Annotated in this window: 29 protein-coding genes; all 29 read right to left on the bottom strand. The window is 40.1% G+C overall.

Going from position 1 to position 15,626, the window contains the following annotated elements:
• Positions 1 to 6 precede the first annotated feature (6 nt).
• Positions 7 to 120: a 50S ribosomal protein L36 gene (rpmJ, locus tag IMX26_RS14145; protein ID WP_195159017.1), complete on the bottom strand. Its 114-nt coding sequence runs from the start codon at positions 118 to 120 to the stop codon at positions 7 to 9.
• A gap of 23 nt (positions 121 to 143) precedes the next feature.
• Positions 144 to 362 carry a translation initiation factor IF-1 gene (gene infA / locus IMX26_RS14140; RefSeq protein ID WP_195161416.1) on the bottom strand — a complete coding sequence of 73 codons (219 nt, stop codon included), beginning with the start codon at positions 360 to 362 and terminating at the stop codon, positions 144 to 146.
• A gap of 45 nt (positions 363 to 407) precedes the next feature.
• Entirely contained in the window at positions 408 to 1,157 is a 750-nt protein-coding gene (gene map, locus IMX26_RS14135; protein WP_195159016.1) for a type I methionyl aminopeptidase, read from the bottom strand.
• A gap of 5 nt (positions 1,158 to 1,162) precedes the next feature.
• Positions 1,163 to 1,807, bottom strand: coding sequence for an adenylate kinase (locus tag IMX26_RS14130; protein WP_195159015.1), 645 nt, complete (start codon positions 1,805 to 1,807; stop codon positions 1,163 to 1,165).
• 13 nt (positions 1,808 to 1,820) lie between these two features.
• Positions 1,821 to 3,077: a preprotein translocase subunit SecY gene (gene secY, locus IMX26_RS14125; protein WP_195159014.1), complete on the bottom strand. Its 1,257-nt coding sequence runs from the start codon at positions 3,075 to 3,077 to the stop codon at positions 1,821 to 1,823.
• Positions 3,078 to 3,518 carry a 50S ribosomal protein L15 gene (gene rplO / locus IMX26_RS14120; protein ID WP_195159013.1) on the bottom strand — a complete coding sequence of 147 codons (441 nt, stop codon included), beginning with the start codon at positions 3,516 to 3,518 and terminating at the stop codon, positions 3,078 to 3,080.
• Between the two features lie 20 nt (positions 3,519 to 3,538).
• Positions 3,539 to 3,724, bottom strand: coding sequence for a 50S ribosomal protein L30 (gene rpmD / locus IMX26_RS14115; RefSeq protein WP_195159012.1), 186 nt, complete (start codon positions 3,722 to 3,724; stop codon positions 3,539 to 3,541).
• Between the two features lie 21 nt (positions 3,725 to 3,745).
• Positions 3,746 to 4,264: a 30S ribosomal protein S5 gene (gene rpsE / locus IMX26_RS14110; protein ID WP_195159011.1), complete on the bottom strand. Its 519-nt coding sequence runs from the start codon at positions 4,262 to 4,264 to the stop codon at positions 3,746 to 3,748.
• Between the two features lie 17 nt (positions 4,265 to 4,281).
• Positions 4,282 to 4,650 (bottom strand): 50S ribosomal protein L18, encoded by a 369-nt coding sequence (rplR, locus tag IMX26_RS14105; RefSeq protein ID WP_195159010.1) that lies wholly within the window; start codon positions 4,648 to 4,650, stop codon positions 4,282 to 4,284.
• A 33-nt stretch (positions 4,651 to 4,683) separates the two neighbouring features.
• Positions 4,684 to 5,217, bottom strand: a complete 534-nt coding sequence (gene rplF, locus IMX26_RS14100; RefSeq protein WP_195159009.1) for a 50S ribosomal protein L6 — start codon at positions 5,215 to 5,217, stop codon at positions 4,684 to 4,686.
• A 12-nt stretch (positions 5,218 to 5,229) separates the two neighbouring features.
• A complete protein-coding gene (rpsH, locus tag IMX26_RS14095; RefSeq protein ID WP_195159008.1) occupies positions 5,230 to 5,628 on the bottom strand; it encodes a 30S ribosomal protein S8 in 399 nt (132 codons plus the stop codon).
• A gap of 25 nt (positions 5,629 to 5,653) precedes the next feature.
• On the bottom strand, positions 5,654 to 5,839 hold the full coding sequence (locus tag IMX26_RS14090) for a type Z 30S ribosomal protein S14 (RefSeq protein ID WP_195159007.1): 186 nt from the start codon (positions 5,837 to 5,839) through the stop codon (positions 5,654 to 5,656).
• Between the two features lie 12 nt (positions 5,840 to 5,851).
• Positions 5,852 to 6,391, bottom strand: coding sequence for a 50S ribosomal protein L5 (gene rplE / locus IMX26_RS14085; RefSeq protein ID WP_195159006.1), 540 nt, complete (start codon positions 6,389 to 6,391; stop codon positions 5,852 to 5,854).
• A gap of 25 nt (positions 6,392 to 6,416) precedes the next feature.
• On the bottom strand, positions 6,417 to 6,584 hold the full coding sequence (gene rplX / locus IMX26_RS18190; RefSeq protein WP_279324866.1) for a 50S ribosomal protein L24: 168 nt from the start codon (positions 6,582 to 6,584) through the stop codon (positions 6,417 to 6,419).
• A gap of 9 nt (positions 6,585 to 6,593) precedes the next feature.
• The gene (locus tag IMX26_RS18185) at positions 6,594 to 6,746 is read right to left on the bottom strand and encodes a KOW motif-containing protein (protein ID WP_279324865.1); all 153 of its coding nucleotides are present in this window, start codon (positions 6,744 to 6,746) and stop codon (positions 6,594 to 6,596) included.
• A gap of 18 nt (positions 6,747 to 6,764) precedes the next feature.
• Positions 6,765 to 7,133, bottom strand: coding sequence for a 50S ribosomal protein L14 (gene rplN, locus IMX26_RS14075; RefSeq protein ID WP_195159005.1), 369 nt, complete (start codon positions 7,131 to 7,133; stop codon positions 6,765 to 6,767).
• A 20-nt stretch (positions 7,134 to 7,153) separates the two neighbouring features.
• The gene (gene rpsQ, locus IMX26_RS14070; protein WP_207729354.1) at positions 7,154 to 7,411 is read right to left on the bottom strand and encodes a 30S ribosomal protein S17; all 258 of its coding nucleotides are present in this window, start codon (positions 7,409 to 7,411) and stop codon (positions 7,154 to 7,156) included.
• A 19-nt stretch (positions 7,412 to 7,430) separates the two neighbouring features.
• Positions 7,431 to 7,631: a 50S ribosomal protein L29 gene (rpmC, locus tag IMX26_RS14065; RefSeq protein ID WP_195159003.1), complete on the bottom strand. Its 201-nt coding sequence runs from the start codon at positions 7,629 to 7,631 to the stop codon at positions 7,431 to 7,433.
• On the bottom strand, positions 7,631 to 8,056 hold the full coding sequence (gene rplP, locus IMX26_RS14060; RefSeq protein ID WP_195159002.1) for a 50S ribosomal protein L16: 426 nt from the start codon (positions 8,054 to 8,056) through the stop codon (positions 7,631 to 7,633). The genes rpmC and rplP overlap by 1 nt, the downstream gene beginning before the upstream one ends.
• Positions 8,057 to 8,089: 33 nt before the next feature.
• Positions 8,090 to 8,722: a 30S ribosomal protein S3 gene (gene rpsC, locus IMX26_RS14055; protein ID WP_195159001.1), complete on the bottom strand. Its 633-nt coding sequence runs from the start codon at positions 8,720 to 8,722 to the stop codon at positions 8,090 to 8,092.
• A gap of 14 nt (positions 8,723 to 8,736) precedes the next feature.
• Positions 8,737 to 9,072, bottom strand: coding sequence for a 50S ribosomal protein L22 (rplV, locus tag IMX26_RS14050; RefSeq protein ID WP_195159000.1), 336 nt, complete (start codon positions 9,070 to 9,072; stop codon positions 8,737 to 8,739).
• A 19-nt stretch (positions 9,073 to 9,091) separates the two neighbouring features.
• Positions 9,092 to 9,376, bottom strand: coding sequence for a 30S ribosomal protein S19 (rpsS, locus tag IMX26_RS14045; RefSeq protein ID WP_195158999.1), 285 nt, complete (start codon positions 9,374 to 9,376; stop codon positions 9,092 to 9,094).
• A gap of 30 nt (positions 9,377 to 9,406) precedes the next feature.
• On the bottom strand, positions 9,407 to 10,237 hold the full coding sequence (rplB, locus tag IMX26_RS14040; RefSeq protein WP_195158998.1) for a 50S ribosomal protein L2: 831 nt from the start codon (positions 10,235 to 10,237) through the stop codon (positions 9,407 to 9,409).
• A 28-nt stretch (positions 10,238 to 10,265) separates the two neighbouring features.
• Positions 10,266 to 10,553, bottom strand: coding sequence for a 50S ribosomal protein L23 (gene rplW / locus IMX26_RS14035; protein ID WP_195158997.1), 288 nt, complete (start codon positions 10,551 to 10,553; stop codon positions 10,266 to 10,268).
• The gene (gene rplD, locus IMX26_RS14030) at positions 10,553 to 11,176 is read right to left on the bottom strand and encodes a 50S ribosomal protein L4 (RefSeq protein WP_195158996.1); all 624 of its coding nucleotides are present in this window, start codon (positions 11,174 to 11,176) and stop codon (positions 10,553 to 10,555) included. The genes rplW and rplD overlap by 1 nt, the downstream gene beginning before the upstream one ends.
• A gap of 31 nt (positions 11,177 to 11,207) precedes the next feature.
• Entirely contained in the window at positions 11,208 to 11,843 is a 636-nt protein-coding gene (gene rplC / locus IMX26_RS14025) for a 50S ribosomal protein L3 (RefSeq protein WP_195158995.1), read from the bottom strand.
• Positions 11,844 to 11,868: 25 nt separating this feature from the next.
• Positions 11,869 to 12,177, bottom strand: a complete 309-nt coding sequence (gene rpsJ / locus IMX26_RS14020) for a 30S ribosomal protein S10 (protein ID WP_195158994.1) — start codon at positions 12,175 to 12,177, stop codon at positions 11,869 to 11,871.
• Between the two features lie 128 nt (positions 12,178 to 12,305).
• A complete protein-coding gene (gene tuf, locus IMX26_RS14015) occupies positions 12,306 to 13,508 on the bottom strand; it encodes an elongation factor Tu (protein ID WP_195158993.1) in 1,203 nt (400 codons plus the stop codon).
• Between the two features lie 27 nt (positions 13,509 to 13,535).
• On the bottom strand, positions 13,536 to 15,605 hold the full coding sequence (fusA, locus tag IMX26_RS14010) for an elongation factor G (protein ID WP_195158992.1): 2,070 nt from the start codon (positions 15,603 to 15,605) through the stop codon (positions 13,536 to 13,538).
• Positions 15,606 to 15,626 lie beyond the last annotated feature (21 nt).

Raw genomic sequence — 15,626 nt, 5'->3', positions numbered from 1 at the left:
TCCACTTTAACCCTGGCGTTGTTTATGCTTTGGGTTTTCACATATAACCATTACCCTACCTTTACGGCGGATAATTTTGCATTTTTCACAAAACTTCTTTACCGACGGTCTTACTTTCACCGACAGCACCTCCTGTGACGTTACTACTTGTAACGATATGTTATCCGACCTTGTGTCAAATCGTAAGGCGATAATTCAATCTTTACACGGTCCCCTGTAAGAATACGAATATAATTCATTCTTATTTTACCTGAGATTGTTGCTAATACTTCATGACCGTTTTCTAGTTTTACTCTAAAACGGGCATTAGGCATAGCTTCCACTACTCTACCTTCAACTTCTATTGCTTTTTGATTAGCCATTTTACATAACCCTCCCCTGGATTCTCTCATTTAACTTCCGAAGCATCAGCGTTTTGTCAGGATTTCTGCCTGACCCTCGCGAACACATATGGTATGCTCAAAGTGAGCGCAGAGACTTCCGTCGACTGATACAACAGTCCAACCATCATCAAGTTCTTTAACACGATAGTCACCTGCAATTACCATTGGTTCGATTGCTAACGTTAGCCCAGGCTTTAGTTTTATACCTCTACCGGGTGGACCGTAATTAAGAACCTGGGGATCCTCATGCATTTCTTGACCAATACCATGCCCTGTATATTCACGTGGTACAGAGTAATTATGACTCTCTACTTCAACCTGAACGGCATGTGATATATCTGATAGACGTGCTCCGGAGGTAGCAGCCGCGATACCATCCATTAGCGCCTTTTCAGTAATCTGTAATAAATGTTTAGCTTCATCTGTAATATCGCCTACTGCAAAGGTTTTAGCGGCATCTCCATGATAACCCTTAACTTCTGCACCAACATCAATACTACAAATATCGCCTTCACGCAGTATTTTATCTCGCCTTGGTATGCCATGAACTAATTCTTCATTAACTGACGCACAAATTGCGGCGGGAAAACCTTGATACCCTTTGAAAGAGGGCCTAGCCCCTACTTTTTCCATAAAATCTGTAACGATATCGTCCAGTTCTTTTGTGGAAATTCCGGGTTTAACATTCTCTTTCATTAAGTCTAAGGCTTGTGCGACCACTTCACCAGCTTCACGCATATATGATAATTCACGTTCTGATTTAATAGTGATCACTACTATTATCCCTCCAAGACTTCACAGATTTCTTCGAAAACTTTAGCTAGGCTTTGTTCGCCATTAATGTCTCGAAGTAAGTTGCGTTTTTGGTAATAATTTAGTAATGGCTCAGTCTGCTTTTTATAAACATTAAGCCTATTAACTACTGTCTCTTCGTTATCATCTTTTCGTTGTACTAACTCATGACCACATATGTCACATAAACTATCCTTTTTAGGAGGGTTAAATAACATATGGTATACAGCTCCACACTCAAGGCAGGATCTGCGTCCGGTTAACCGAGCAACTACAACTTTATCTGATGAAGATATATTAATAACATGATCGAGTTGGCTATTCCATGATGTTAACAACTTTTCAAGCGCATCTGCCTGAGCAATTGTGCGAGGATAACCATCTAACATATAACCATTTTGGCAATCTGCTTCTGATAATCTCTCTTTTACTAAACCAATAGTTACATCATCAGGAACTAATTCTCCTCGATCCATATATAATTTAGCTTTTTGACCCATTGGTGTTTGTTCACGTAAAGCTTTACGGAACATATCTCCAGTTGATATGTGAGGTATATTATATTTTTCTGCGATACTCTTTGCTTGAGTACCTTTACCGGCCCCAGGGGGACCAACTAAAATTATTCTCATAGTTGTTTACCTCTTATTTAAGAAATCCACCATAATGGCGCATCATAAGCTGATTTTCAATCTGTTTAACAGTGTCTAACGCTACACCTACCATAATAATTAAACTAGTACCAGCAATTCCAATTTGAATATTGAAAGCACTACTTATAACTATAGGAATAATTACTAATGCACATAAGAATGTAGCACCTACAAATGTTAACCTTCCTGAAACTCGTGATAAATAATCTGTTGTTGGTTTACCAGGTCTAATACCAGGTACAAAACCACCCTGCTGCTTTAGATTATCTGAAATATCACGAGGATTAAACTGTACTGATGTATAGAAATAGGTAAATCCAAAGATGAATAACATGTAAAGTATGGTATGCAACCAACCACCCATTTGTAAAGCTTCGCCAACTTTCTTTAACCAAGCAGCCTTACTAAAAGTAGCAATAGTGGCTGGGAACATTAAGATTGATGAAGCAAAAATTACAGGGATAACACCCGCTTGGTTAATACGTAAAGGAATGTGGGTACTCTGTCCACCAACAACTTTACGACCAACTACTCTACGAGCATACTGCACTGGAATTCTTCTTTGTCCTTCTTGTATTAAGATAACTGCTGCAATCATTACTACTACACCTAAAACAATAGCAATTACAGTAAAGATACTCATTTCATTTAGCCTAACTTTACGAATCATATTCACTACAGACATAGGCAAACGTGAAATAATACCTGTGAAAATAATTAAAGAAATACCATTTCCTATTCCATGCTCTTGTATCTTTTCACCTAGCCACATTAAGAACGCTGTACCAGCAGCTAATGTTAAGGCAATGAGTAGATATGATGACCATGATTGTTTTAACAAGTAACTGCGAATACCTAATGTAACAGCTAAAGCTTGAATAAACGCTAAAATAACAGTTGCATATCTGGTATATCGCATTTGCTTTTTACGACCCTCTTGGCCACCTTCTTTAATCATTCTCTCCCAAGAAGGAATAATTAAAGTTAATAGCTGAATTACAATAGATGCCGTGATATAAGGTGTTACCGACATTGCAAATATTGTAAAGTCTTTAAGCGCACCACCTGCTACTACATCAAAAAAACCAAGTAGATTGCCTTGACTAAACAAATCTTTTAATGCCTCATTATTTACTCCAGGCACAGGTATATGAGCACCTAGCCTGAATACAAATAACATCCCTAGTGTGAATAAAAGACGTTTACGTAAATCAGGAATCTTCCAGGCATTGCGTAATGTCTTAATCACTTATATCACCTCTGCTTCTCCACCAGCAGCCTTTATAGCTTCTGTGGCAGATTTTGAGAATGCGTGAACCTTCACTGTTAACTTCTTATCAAGTTTGCCTCTGCCTAAGATTTTCACCCCATGCTTTACATTCTTGACCAAGCCACTAGATTTTAATACCTCAACATCTACAACAGTGCCATTCTCAAAGATGTTTAGTTGATCTAAATTAATAGCAGCATATTCTTTACGGAATATATTTGTAAACCCACGCTTTGGTAACAAACGTGATAGTGGCATTTGACCACCTTCAAATCCTACTGATACTCCACCACCTGAGCGTGAATTTTGACCATTCATACCGCGTCCAGCAGTTGTACCATAACCTGAACCAGGACCTCTTCCAACACGCTTTTGCTTGCCACGAGAGCCCTTAGCAGGCTTTAACTGATGTAATTTCATCGTTTACACCTCCCGCTGCTCTAGTTAATCTCTTCTACTGTAACTAAATGAGCAACCTTGTGAATCATTCCGCGAATCTGTGGTGTATCATTATGAATCACAGATTGGCGGATTTTTTTTAAACCAAGTGCTTTTACAGTATCTTTTTGTTTTTGTATATTACCAATCAGGCTACGTTTCAGCGTGATTTTTAATTGAGTTGACATATCACTACCTCCCGCTATACCTTAATGTAAACTCTCAATATCTTTATTGCGAAGTGCTGAAACTTGCTCAGCAGTTTGAAGTTCTTTCAAACCTTGCATAGTTGCATACGCAATATTAATCTTGTTAGGTGAGCCTAGAGACTTTGTTAAAATATCTCTTACACCAACTAATTCTAAGATAGCACGAGCAGCACTTCCGGCAATAACTCCTGTACCTTCAGAGGCTGGTTTTAAGAGAACTTTTCCTGCACCGTAAACACCTAATACCTGGTGAGGTATTGTGGTACCAACAAGTGGGATAGCCACCATGTTTTTACGAGCAGTATCAATTGCTTTACGTACAGCATCAGGTACACCACGAGCTTTGCCTAAGCCAACTCCTACTTTACCTTTACCATCACCAACAGCAACAATAGCGCTAAAGCTTCTAACTCTACCACCTTTTACGGTTTTAGATACAGGCTTTATCTCTATAACCTTTTCTAAAAGATCACTTTTAACTTTATCGTTTCTTCTACGTTTATTTTGGCGCTTTTCCATCTTATATCCTCCCGCTGTTAAAACTCAAGACCAGCTTCGCGCGCAGCACTTGCTAGGTTAGCTACACGACCATGGTATTTATATCCACCACGATCAAATACTACTTTGCTCACACCAAGCGCTACAGCTTTCTCGCCAATCAGTTTACCTACCATACGGGCTGCCTCTACGTTACCACCATTATTACATACAGACGCAATTTCAGGGCTTAATGTTGATACCGATAATAATGTTTTACCTACTTCATCATCGATGATTTGAGCATAGATATGTTTATTACTACGGTATACATTTAACCGTGGACGCTCAGGATTACCGAAAACGCGATTGCGTATACGATAATGGCGCTTCTTACGAAGTTTATTACGATCCGCTTTTTGTAGCATAATACACTACTCCTTTCCGTCGCCACGGATTAATTAGCCAGTCTTACCGACTTTTTGACGTACATACTCACCTTCGTAACGAATACCTTTGCCTTTATATGGCTCAGGTGCGCGTACGGAGCGAACTTCTGCCGCAAATTGGCCAACTACCTGTTTATTTATTCCTTTTACTACGATCTTTGTGTTAGATGGAACCTCAACTTCAATCCCAGCTGGTGGATCCATTTCAACTGGATGAGAGTAACCTACTGTTAAAACAAGTTTTTTACCTTGTTTAGCAGCACGATAACCAACACCTCTTAGCTCTAGTGATTTTTCGAAACCTTTTGTAACACCTTCAACCATATTAGCAATTAAGCTTCTTGTTAAACCATGTAAAGCACGGTTTTTAACTTGGTCATTAGGACGTTTAACTGAAATTATATTCTCTTCAATAACAATCTCCATATCAGGGTTAAATGTGTCTTTTAGAACACCTTTAGGTCCTTTTATTTCAAGTGTATTACCATCTTTTTTAACCTCTACACCTTTTGGTATGGTGATAGGTTTTCTTCCTATACGTGACATATCGACACCCCCCTACCAAACATAGCAAACTACTTCTCCGCCTAAGCGAAGTTCGCGTGCCTTATTGTCTGTAACTAAACCTTGAGATGTTGATATCAAAGCTATACCTAAGCCACCAAGTACTCTTGGAATTTCATTTTTACGACTGTAAATTCTTAAGCCAGGCTTAGAAATTCTTTTAATTCCGTGAATAACCTGAGTACGGTTAGGTCCATATTTTAAGGCAATACGAATAGTGCCTTGGTTGTTATTATCTAATACTTCAAAACCCTTAATATATCCTTCTTGTAACAGTAGTTCAGCTATCGCCTTCTTCATGTTTGATGCAGGAACATCAACACTATTATGAAGAGCAGAAGCTGCATTACGTATTCTAGTTAACATATCAGCAATAGGGTCAGTCATTACCATGGTAACAGCCTCCTTTTCTATGCTCCTACCAACTGGCCTTTTTCACGCCAGGGATCATACCCTGATGTGCCAGCTTACGGAAACAGATTCGGCAGATACCGAATTTACGCATATAACCACGCGGTCTACCACATATTCTACAGCGATTGTATTCCCGGGTAGTGAATTTTTGCTTACGCTTTTGCTTGGCGATCATTGATTTCTTAGCCACGAGTCTACCCCCTTATCTCTTAAACGGCATACCCATTAAGGTTAACAACTCATGAGCTTCCTCATCAGATTTCGCTGTAGTTACGATTGTAATATTCATACCTTGTACATGTTGTACTTGATCGTAACGGATTTCTGGGAATATGAGTTGCTCTTTTACACCAAGAGTATAGTTTCCTCGACCATCAAAGGCCTCAGGAGAAATACCACGAAAATCTCTTACACGTGGTAAGTTAATACTAATTAGTTTATCTAAAAAGTCATACATTCGCTTACCGCGAAGTGTAACTTTACATCCAATTGGCATACCAGCACGAAGCTTAAAGTTTGATACAGATCGTCTTGCATTGTTAACAACAGGTTTTTGACCAGTGATTGTTGCTAAATCTGCAACAGCATAGTCAATTAACTTTTTGTCTTCAACAGCTCTACCTACACCCATATTTACAGAAATCTTTTCAATCTTAGGAATTTCCATAACATTGTCGTAGTTAAACTTCTCTTGCATTGCTGGTTTAACTTCAGAAATATATTTTTCTTTTAGCCTAGACACGGATGATCCTCCTTTCCGTCATTTACTACTTATCAATCGTTTGACCGCATTTTTTGCAGTAACGTACTTTGGCACCATCTTCTAGGATTTTCATGCCTGTGCGACTAGCTTCTTTGCAGCTAGGGCAAACAAGCATAACGTTTGATACATTTAGTGGAGCTTCTCTTTCAATAATTCCACTATCTTGACCCATTTTACCTGGTCAACAATAACACGGTTCTCTGCTGGCACTTTCAACAATAACACGGTTCTCTGCTGGCATAGCTTTTAACACTTTACCAGATTTGCCCTTATCTTTGCCTGCCAAAATAAGAACTTTATCATCTTTTTTGACATGAAGTTTTTTCTGACTCATCGCTTTCCCTCCTAGCAATTAAAATACTTCGGGGGCGAGTGAAACAATTTTCATGAAATTCTTTTCTCGAATTTCACGTGCCACAGGCCCAAATATACGTGTGCCACGTGGGTTATGATTGTCGTCAAGAATAACGACTGCGTTATCGTCAAATCTAATTAGACTTCCGTCTGTTCGACTAACACCGTACTTAGTACGGACTACAACCGCCTTAACTACTTCACCTTTCTTAACAACTCCGCCGGGTGTTGCTTCCTTAACGGTAGCGACAATAATATCACCGATGCTTGCGTACCGACGTTTAGAGCCTCCAAGTACACGAATACATAATACTTCTTTAGCTCCGGAGTTATCTGCAACACGCAGTCTGCTTTCGCTTTGAATCACAGCGTGTTCCTCCCTTCAACCTACTCGGCTTTTTTAACAATGCGGACAACACGCCAACGCTTAGTTTTACTCAATGGTCGTGTTTCCATTATTTCAACTATATCACCTTGACGACAAACATTCTCAACATCATGAGCATGATACTTCTTACTACGCTTCATTTTCTTGCCGTACAAAGGATGACGGGTAATCCGTTCAACATTGACAACAACGGTTTTATCCATCTTATCGCTTAATACAACTCCCTGTCGCACCTTACGATTATTTCTTTCCATTATCGGGTCGGCCTCCCTTCAACTACTGGTTGATTCCCAGTTCACGCTCGCGCATAACAGTTTTAATACGAGCAATAGACTTTCTCACTGTGCGAATGCGCATTGGGTTTTCTAATTGCCCAACGGCTGAACGAAACCGTAAATTGAACAATTCCTCTTTTAAATCATCAAGTTTCTTTCCTAGGTCTTGATCACTTAATACGCGAATTTCATTTACTCGCATTATTCTTCACCACCCAGTTCTTCACGTTTAACAAACTTACACTTTATTGGCAACTTATGAGATGCCAATCTAATCGCTTCGCGAGCTATCTCCTCAGGAACTCCGCTTAGCTCAAACATAACTCTGTTTGGCTTAACAACAGCTACCCAGTACTCTGGAGCACCCTTACCACTACCCATACGAGTTTCAGCAGGTTTAGCTGTAACAGGTTTATGAGGGAATATATTTATCCACACTTGACCACCACGTTTTATGGATCTAGTTAAAGCTACACGAGCTGCCTCTATTTGACGACTGGTAATCCAACCAGGCTCTTGAGCTTGTAAACCATATTCACCATGTGCAACAGTGGTTCCGCCTTTGGCTTTGCCTTTCATGCGGCCGCGGTGATGTCGGCGATACTTTACGCGTTTTGGCATTAACATAATGGCGACCTCCTTTTTTGAAGCTACGGTCTTTTATTTACGAGGTAAAACCTCACCTTTATAAATCCACACTTTGATACCAAGTTGACCATATGTGGTATATGCAGTAGCCACACCGTAATCGATATCAGCGCGTAAGGTCTGTAGGGGAATACGTCCCATACGATCCCACTCACATCGAGCTATTTCTGCACCATTTAATCTTCCAGAAATCATAACCTTAATTCCTTGAGCATTAGCACGCATAGCTCTAGTCATAACTTGACGCATTGCTCTTCTATAAGTAATGCGACGCTCAAGCTGACTAGCAATATTCTCTGCTACTAAAGCGGCATCTATTTCTGGTTTTTTAATTTCTACAACATTTATGAAAATCTGCTTACCAGTCATTTTGGTTAACTGCGCGCGAAGAGCATCTACTCCTGCACCATTTTTACCAATAATCATTCCTGGCTTAGCTGTATTTAGAGAAAGTCTAATAATATTAGCTGTTCTCTCAATTATTACTTTTGCAATTCCAGCATCGTAAAATGACTTCTTAACAAATTTACGAATTTTATCATCTTCTACTAAATAGTTAGCAAAGTCTTTTTCTGCATACCATTTAGAATCCCAATCACGAATAATGCCTATGCGTAATCCGTTTGGATTTACTTTTTGACCCAATTTTTTGCCCCTCCTTATGAACGCTCTTTAACTACCACTGTGATGTGGCTGGTTCTCTTTAGTATCGGATAGGCGCGTCCTTGAGCTCGTGCTTTAAATCTTTTTAATACCGGACCACCATCAACGAACGCCTCAGCAATATATAGGCTGTCTTTGTTCATTTCAAAGTTGTGCTCAGCGTTTGATGCTGCAGAGGCAACCACTTTATAAATGATGTCGGCAGATTTACGACGAGTAAAGCGTAGAACGGCCAGGGCTTCGGCAACATCTTTGCCACGAATTTCATCGATAACTTGACGCGCTTTTCGTGGAGTAACGCGCACGAAACGTGCTTTAGCTTTTGCTTCCATGCTGCTATACCTCCCTGATTTATCTTACCGAACTGCTACGGCCGCTTTTATCATCATGGCCGCGGTATGTTCTAGTTGGTGCAAATTCACCTAATTTGTGACCAACCATATCTTCGGTAACGTATACAGGTACATGTTTACGACCATCGTGAACTGCAATTGTATGTCCAACCATTTGTGGAAAAATTGTTGAAGCTCTTGACCAAGTCTTAAGTACCTTTTTCTCGTTCTTTTCATTCATATCTTCAATGCGTTTAAGCAATTTAACATCTACAAAGGGCCCTTTTTTGGTAGAACGACTCACCTTGTGGCCTCCTTTCCTTGTGAAGCAAAATTATTTATCATGCCTACGTCGCACAATATATTTATCGCTTTGCTTACGCTTACGTGTTTTAGCGCCAAGCGCTGGTTTACCCCATGGTGTCATTGGTGATTTACGTCCGATAGGAGCGCGACCTTCACCACCACCGTGTGGGTGATCTACTGGGTTCATTACACTACCACGTACTGTTGGGCGTTTACCTAACCAACGATTACGTCCAGCTTTACCAATAGATATTATCTCATGCTCTACATTACCAACCTGACCAATAGTTGCTCTACACTCTAAGTGAATTAAGCGAACTTCGCCACTTGGAAGACGAATATGAGCGTAACTTCCTTCTTTAGCCATAACCTGCGCAGATGAACCAGCAGATCTTACTAATTGGCCGCCTTTTCCAGGCTTTAACTCTAGGTTATGAACAACTGTACCTAATGGTATATCCTTAAGCTTTAAAGAGTTTCCTGGTATAATGTCTGCTTTAGGGCCAGACATAACCATTTGACCAACTTCTAAACCTACAGGTGCAATAATATATCGCTTTTCTCCATCAACATAGTGTAATAACGCAATTCGAGCTGAACGATTTGGATCATATTCAATATGAGCAACTCTTGCAGGAATATCGTCTTTACTACGCTTAAAGTCAATTATTCTATAACGGCGCTTATGTCCACCACCACGGTGACGTACTGTAACACGACCTTTATTGTTTCTGCCACCAGTCTTCTTTAGTGTAACTGTTAAAGACTTCTCCGGTGCTGTTCGTGTAATTTCTTCAAAAGTTGAAACCGTCATAGTACGACGACCTGGAGAGGTTGGCTTAAACTTTTTAAGTGCCACGGTAGTTTCCCTCCTTTATCTAAGAGGCTTATACGCCTTCAAAAATCTCAATAGTTTTACTGTCTGGGGTTAATGTAACAATTGCTTTTTTCCAGTCAGCTCTGCGGCCAACGTGAACGCCCATGCGCTTTTTCTTACCTTGCATGTTCATTGTGTTTACGCTTGCTACTTTAACGCCAAAGACTTCTTCTATTGCATTCTTAATTTGAATTTTATTAGCGTTCTTTGCCACTTGAAATGTGTATTTGTTTTCTTCCATTAACTCAGATGTGCGCTCAGTTACGATAGGTTTAATTATAATGTCGCGTACATGCATTATGCGAACACCTCCTCAACCTTCTGAACTGCTTCTTTTGTCATAACTAGTGAATCACAGTTTAATACCTGGTAAACATTCACCATTGAAGCTGCCGCTGTGTAAACACTAGGAATATTACGAGCTGATAATACTACATTCTCATGGCCAATTGGAGTTACCACTAATACTTTTTTACCAGCCTTAATGTTTTGTAAAACTCCAACCATTTCTTTTGTTTTTGGCTTATCAAATTGTAGTTCATCTACAACGATTAACTCGCCAGCTGCTACTTTAGCAGATAAAGCTGAACGAATTGCTTGACGTCTGGCTTTTTTGTTCATCTTCTTAGTGTAATCGCGTGGAGTTGGTCCGAATACAGTACCACCACCGGTCCAATGTGGAGCACGGATAGTACCGATACGGGCACGACCTGTTCCCTTTTGTCTCCAAGGTTTACGGCCGCCTCCCCTTACTTCACCGCGTGTTTTTACACTTGCAGTGCCACGACGCTGTGCTGCCAAATACATAACAACAGCTTGATGCATTAAACTTTGATTTACTTCTGCGCCAAATACAGCTTCTGTTAAATCAACATTGCCGATTTGGTCCCCTTTAGTATTGTATAAAGCCACTGCAGGCATTTGCTACGCCTCCTTCCTGTACACCAACAGGTTAAACAAGGCTTTTAACCGCGTTACGGATGCATACCTTAGCACCGCGTGGACCCGGAACTGCCCCTTTAACTAAGATAAGGTTTTTATCGATATCAACACGAACGATAGTTAAGTTTTGAGTAGTGATACGCTCTCCGCCCATGCGGCCAGCCATCTTTTTACCCTTCATAACATGACTAATTCCAGCTGAAGCTCCTAATGAACCTACTCCGCGGTGGTACTTAGAACCATGTGACATAGGTCCTCTTGAGAAACCATGACGCTTAATTGGTCCTTGGTAACCCTTACCTTTAGAAGTAGCTGTTACATCAATAAAATCTCCCGAACTGAAAATGTCAGCTTTCACTTCGCTACCAACTTCGTAACCTTTGATATCATCCAATCGAAATTCTGTCAGATGACGCTTAGGCTTAACTCCAGCTTTTGCAAAATGACCTTTTAATGGTTTGTTAGTTTTGCGTTCTGGCATATCAATGAAACCTACTTGAATGGCGTCATAGCCATCATTCTCAACTGTTTTCACTTGAGTGACAACACATGGACCAGCCTGAATAACTGTTACTGGAACTAAGCTGCCATCTTCAGTAAACACTTGGGTCATGCCTATCTTTTTTCCAAGAATAGCTTTTTTCATTGCACTGGCACCTCCCGTCTATCCTTTACAATTTTATCTCAATGTCTACACCAGCTGGTAAGTCAAGGCGCATTAAAGCGTCAACTGTTTGTGGTGTAGGCTCGATAATATCTATTAGTCTCTTGTGTGTGCGCATTTCAAACTGCTCACGACTGTCTTTACTCTTAAATGTTGATCTTAAGATTGTAAATAGGTGTCTCTCTGTCGGTAGTGGTACTGGACCAGAAACCGAAGCACCAGTTCTTGTTGCAGTATCAACAATTTTAGTTGCAGATGCATCTAACACTGTGTGATCAAATGCTTTTAAACGAATACGAATAACTTGTTTAGGCATTTTTCTCCTCCTTGTCCTTAAGTGGGACTATGCTCCACAGAAATTCCCCACAAATAAAGGGTGGCAACCTTCTGCTTCATAGCATTTAGGTTAATATGACTCAAATTTGAGCCTTAGTAGAGTTATTACTACTCAATAATAGAAGTAACAATTCCAGCACCAACAGTTCTTCCACCCTCACGGATAGCAAAACTTGTACCTTGCTCAATAGCGATTGGTGTGATTAATTTAATTGTCATTTGTACGTTATCTCCAGGCATAACCATTTCTACGCCTTCTGGCAATTCAATAATACCTGTAACGTCTGTTGTACTAAAGAAAAACTGTGGACGGTATCCTGCGAAGAATGGCTTATGACGTCCGCCCTCTTCTTTTTTTAATACGTATACCTCTCCGTTAAAATGAGTATGAGGATTAATACTACCTGGTTTAGCTAATACTTGACCACGCTCAATCTCAGTACGACCAATACCACGTAATAAACAACCTACGTTGTCTCCAGCCATACCTTCGTCCATTAATTTACGGAACATTTCAACACCTGTACAGGTTGTTTTGCGAGGCTGATCCATCATACCTACGATTTCTACTTCATCACCTACGTGAACAATTCCACGTTCGATTCTGCCTGTAGCTACTGTACCACGACCTGTAATTGAGAATACATCCTCAATTGGCATTAAGAATGGCTTATCTACAGCACGCTCTGGCAATGGAATGTAGGCATCTACTTCATCCATTAATTTTAGAATTTGACCACACCACTCACAGTCACGACTTCCACAACCACATTCTAAAGCCTTTAAGGCTGATCCTGCTACGAATGGAGTGTCATCTCCTGGGAATTTGTATTGGTCTAATAATTCACGTACTTCCATTTCTACTAATTCAATAAGCTCTTCATCATCTACCATGTCTGCCTTATTCATAAATACTACGATATAAGGTACGTTTACTTGGTGACTTAAAAGAATGTGCTCACGTGTTTGAGGCATTGGGCCATCAGCAGCTGATACTACTAAAATAGCTCCATCCATTTGGGCTGCACCTGTGATCATGTTTTTAACATAGTCAGCATGGCCTGGGCAGTCTACGTGGGCGTAATGCCTGTCAGCTGTTTCATATTCAACGTGAGCTGTGTTAATTGTAATACCGCGTTCTCTCTCTTCTGGAGCCTTATCGATATCTTCAAATTTAACTTCTTCTGAAGTTCCAGCTGCTGCTAAAACTTTTGTAATTGCAGCTGTTAAAGTTGTTTTACCGTGGTCAATGTGACCAATTGTTCCGATATTAACGTGTGGTTTATTACGTTCAAACTTCTGTTTAGCCATTATCGTGACCTCCTGAGATATTTTTCATCAAATATGTTTGATAATTTTTTCAGCTACTTGGGTTGGCACTGGATCATACTGAGCAAACTCCATACTATAAGATCCGCGTCCTTGTGTGCGTGATCGCATGTCTGTGGCATAACCAAACATACATGCTAAAGGCACCATTGCATTCACTACTCTTGCGCCTGAGCGTTCGTCCATTCCTTCAATTCGACCACGTCTAGAGTTAATATCTCCAATGACGTCACCTAGATACTCTTCAGGAACCACTACTTCAACTTTCATAATTGGCTCAAGCAACTGTGAGTGAGCTTTATGCAATGCATCTTTAATAGCCATAGAACCAGCAACTTTAAAGGCAATCTCAGATGAATCCACCTCATGATAGCTACCATCTATTAATGTTACCTTTACTCCGCTTACTGGATATCCTGCTATACTTCCGTTAACCATTGCGTCTTGAATACCTTGATCAACTGCTGCCCAGTATTCTCGTGGTATTGCTCCACCTACAATTTTAGACTCAAATTCATAACCAACATAACCTTCAATTGGCTCAACATCAATAACTACATGACCATATTGACCACGACCACCACTTTGACGAGCAAACTTTGCTTCAGCCCTTGCTGGCTTCATAATAGTCTCTCTATAAGCTACCTGTGGTTTACCAATACTAGCCTTTACACCAAACTCTCTTAATAAACGATCTGCAATAATTTCTAAGTGCAACTCACCCATACCCGAGATAATTGTTTGGCCTGTATCATGGTTTGTATAGGCCTTAAATGTTGGATCTTCTTCAGATAACCTAACAAGTGCTGCTGTCAACTTGTCTTCATCATTTCGTGTTTTAGGCTCAATTGCCTGCTCAATTACAGGCTCAGGAAACTCCATTGACTCTAAAATAACTGGATTATCTTCCACACAAAGGGTATCACCCGTTGCTGTATTTTTAAGTCCTACTATAGCAATTATGTCTCCAGCTGTTACCTTACTTATCTCTTCACGGCGATTAGCATGCATTCTTAAAATTCTTCCTACACGCTCACGCTTTCCTTTGGTAGAGTTATAGACATAAGAACCTGACTCCAACACACCTGAGTAAACTCGACAAAAGGCTAGTTTACCTACATAGTTGTCAGCCATTATTTTAAACGCCAATGCTGCAAAAGGTTCATCATTATCTGCTTTGCGAACAACCTCTTCACCACTATCTGGAGATGTACCAGTTACAGGTATTACTTCCAGCGGAGAAGGTAAATAATCTACAATAGCGTCTAGGATTAACTGTACACCTTTGTTTTTATAAGATGAACCGCAAAAAACTGGTACGATCTTGCTAGCTAAAGTCACCTTGCGAATTATATCTTTAAGAACTTCTTCAGAAACTTCTTCACCCTCGAGATAAGTCATCATTAGCTCATCATCGAACTCAGCTACAGCTTCGATCATCTCGATTCTTCTTATTTCTGCTTCATCTTTGTATTCTTCAGGTATGCTGATTACTTCAATTTCTTTACCAAGATCATCTTTATAAGAAATCATCTTGTTAGCTACCAAATCAATAATACCAGAGAAACTGTCCTCAGCACCTATTGGCATCTGTAAAGGCACTGCATTAGCGCTTAGTCGGTCTCGCATCATTTCTACTACATTGTAGAAATCGGCTCCTAGTGTATCCATCTTATTTACATAAGCTATTATTGGAACATTATATCTAGTTGCCTGTCGCCATACCGTCTCTGATTGAGGCTCTACTCCGCCTTTAGCACAAAAAACAGCTACGGAGCCATCTAGTACGCGCAACGAACGTTCTACCTCTACAGTAAAATCCACGTGTCCGGGTGTATCAATAATATTTACTGTTTTCCCTTTCCAATGACAAGTAGTTGCAGCAGAAGTTATGGTAATTCCTCTTTCCTGCTCTTGAACCATCCAGTCCATAGTAGCAGAACCTTCATGCACTTCCCCTAATCTATGAACGCGTCCAGTATAAAACAAAATACGTTCAGTTGTAGTAGTTTTGCCAGCATCAATGTGAGCCATAATTCCAATATTTCGAACATTATTTAGTGCATTACTTGCAGACATACAGAAGCCCCCTTTCTCTTA

The organism is Clostridium sp. 'deep sea', assembly GCF_014931565.1.
In the GTDB taxonomy this organism is placed as follows: domain Bacteria; phylum Bacillota; class UBA994; order PWPR01; family PWPR01.
Note: the sequence above shows the minus strand (reverse complement) of the source record. Positions and strands in the feature narration are given on the sequence as shown.

Excerpts from the sequence above, each read along its gene's own strand:
- rpmD (WP_195159012.1), bottom strand. The coding sequence starts at position 3,724 with ATGTCAACTCAATTAAAAATCACGCTGAAACGTAGCCTGATTGGTAAT.
- IMX26_RS18185 (WP_279324865.1), bottom strand. The coding sequence starts at position 6,746 with ATGAGTCAGAAAAAACTTCATGTCAAAAAAGATGATAAAGTTCTTATT.
- rplD (WP_195158996.1), bottom strand. The coding sequence starts at position 11,176 with ATGCCTGCAGTGGCTTTATACAATACTAAAGGGGACCAAATCGGCAAT.
- rplC (WP_195158995.1), bottom strand. The coding sequence starts at position 11,843 with ATGAAAAAAGCTATTCTTGGAAAAAAGATAGGCATGACCCAAGTGTTT.
- rpsH (WP_195159008.1), bottom strand. The coding sequence starts at position 5,628 with ATGGTAATGACTGACCCTATTGCTGATATGTTAACTAGAATACGTAAT.
- tuf (WP_195158993.1), bottom strand. The coding sequence starts at position 13,508 with ATGGCTAAACAGAAGTTTGAACGTAATAAACCACACGTTAATATCGGA.
- rplV (WP_195159000.1), bottom strand. The coding sequence starts at position 9,072 with ATGGAAGCAAAAGCTAAAGCACGTTTCGTGCGCGTTACTCCACGAAAA.
- rpsE (WP_195159011.1), bottom strand. The coding sequence starts at position 4,264 with ATGGAAAAGCGCCAAAATAAACGTAGAAGAAACGATAAAGTTAAAAGT.
- fusA (WP_195158992.1), bottom strand. The coding sequence starts at position 15,605 with ATGTCTGCAAGTAATGCACTAAATAATGTTCGAAATATTGGAATTATG.
- rpsJ (WP_195158994.1), bottom strand. The coding sequence starts at position 12,177 with ATGCCTAAACAAGTTATTCGTATTCGTTTAAAAGCATTTGATCACACA.
- rplW (WP_195158997.1), bottom strand. The coding sequence starts at position 10,553 with ATGCATGTACGCGACATTATAATTAAACCTATCGTAACTGAGCGCACA.
- rplF (WP_195159009.1), bottom strand. The coding sequence starts at position 5,217 with ATGTCACGTATAGGAAGAAAACCTATCACCATACCAAAAGGTGTAGAG.
- rplP (WP_195159002.1), bottom strand. The coding sequence starts at position 8,056 with ATGTTAATGCCAAAACGCGTAAAGTATCGCCGACATCACCGCGGCCGC.
- rplO (WP_195159013.1), bottom strand. The coding sequence starts at position 3,518 with ATGAAATTACATCAGTTAAAGCCTGCTAAGGGCTCTCGTGGCAAGCAA.
- rpmC (WP_195159003.1), bottom strand. The coding sequence starts at position 7,631 with ATGCGAGTAAATGAAATTCGCGTATTAAGTGATCAAGACCTAGGAAAG.
- rplX (WP_279324866.1), bottom strand. The coding sequence starts at position 6,584 with ATGGGTCAAGATAGTGGAATTATTGAAAGAGAAGCTCCACTAAATGTA.
- IMX26_RS14130 (WP_195159015.1), bottom strand. The coding sequence starts at position 1,807 with ATGAGAATAATTTTAGTTGGTCCCCCTGGGGCCGGTAAAGGTACTCAA.
- infA (WP_195161416.1), bottom strand. The coding sequence starts at position 362 with ATGGCTAATCAAAAAGCAATAGAAGTTGAAGGTAGAGTAGTGGAAGCT.
- rplR (WP_195159010.1), bottom strand. The coding sequence starts at position 4,650 with ATGCTACAAAAAGCGGATCGTAATAAACTTCGTAAGAAGCGCCATTAT.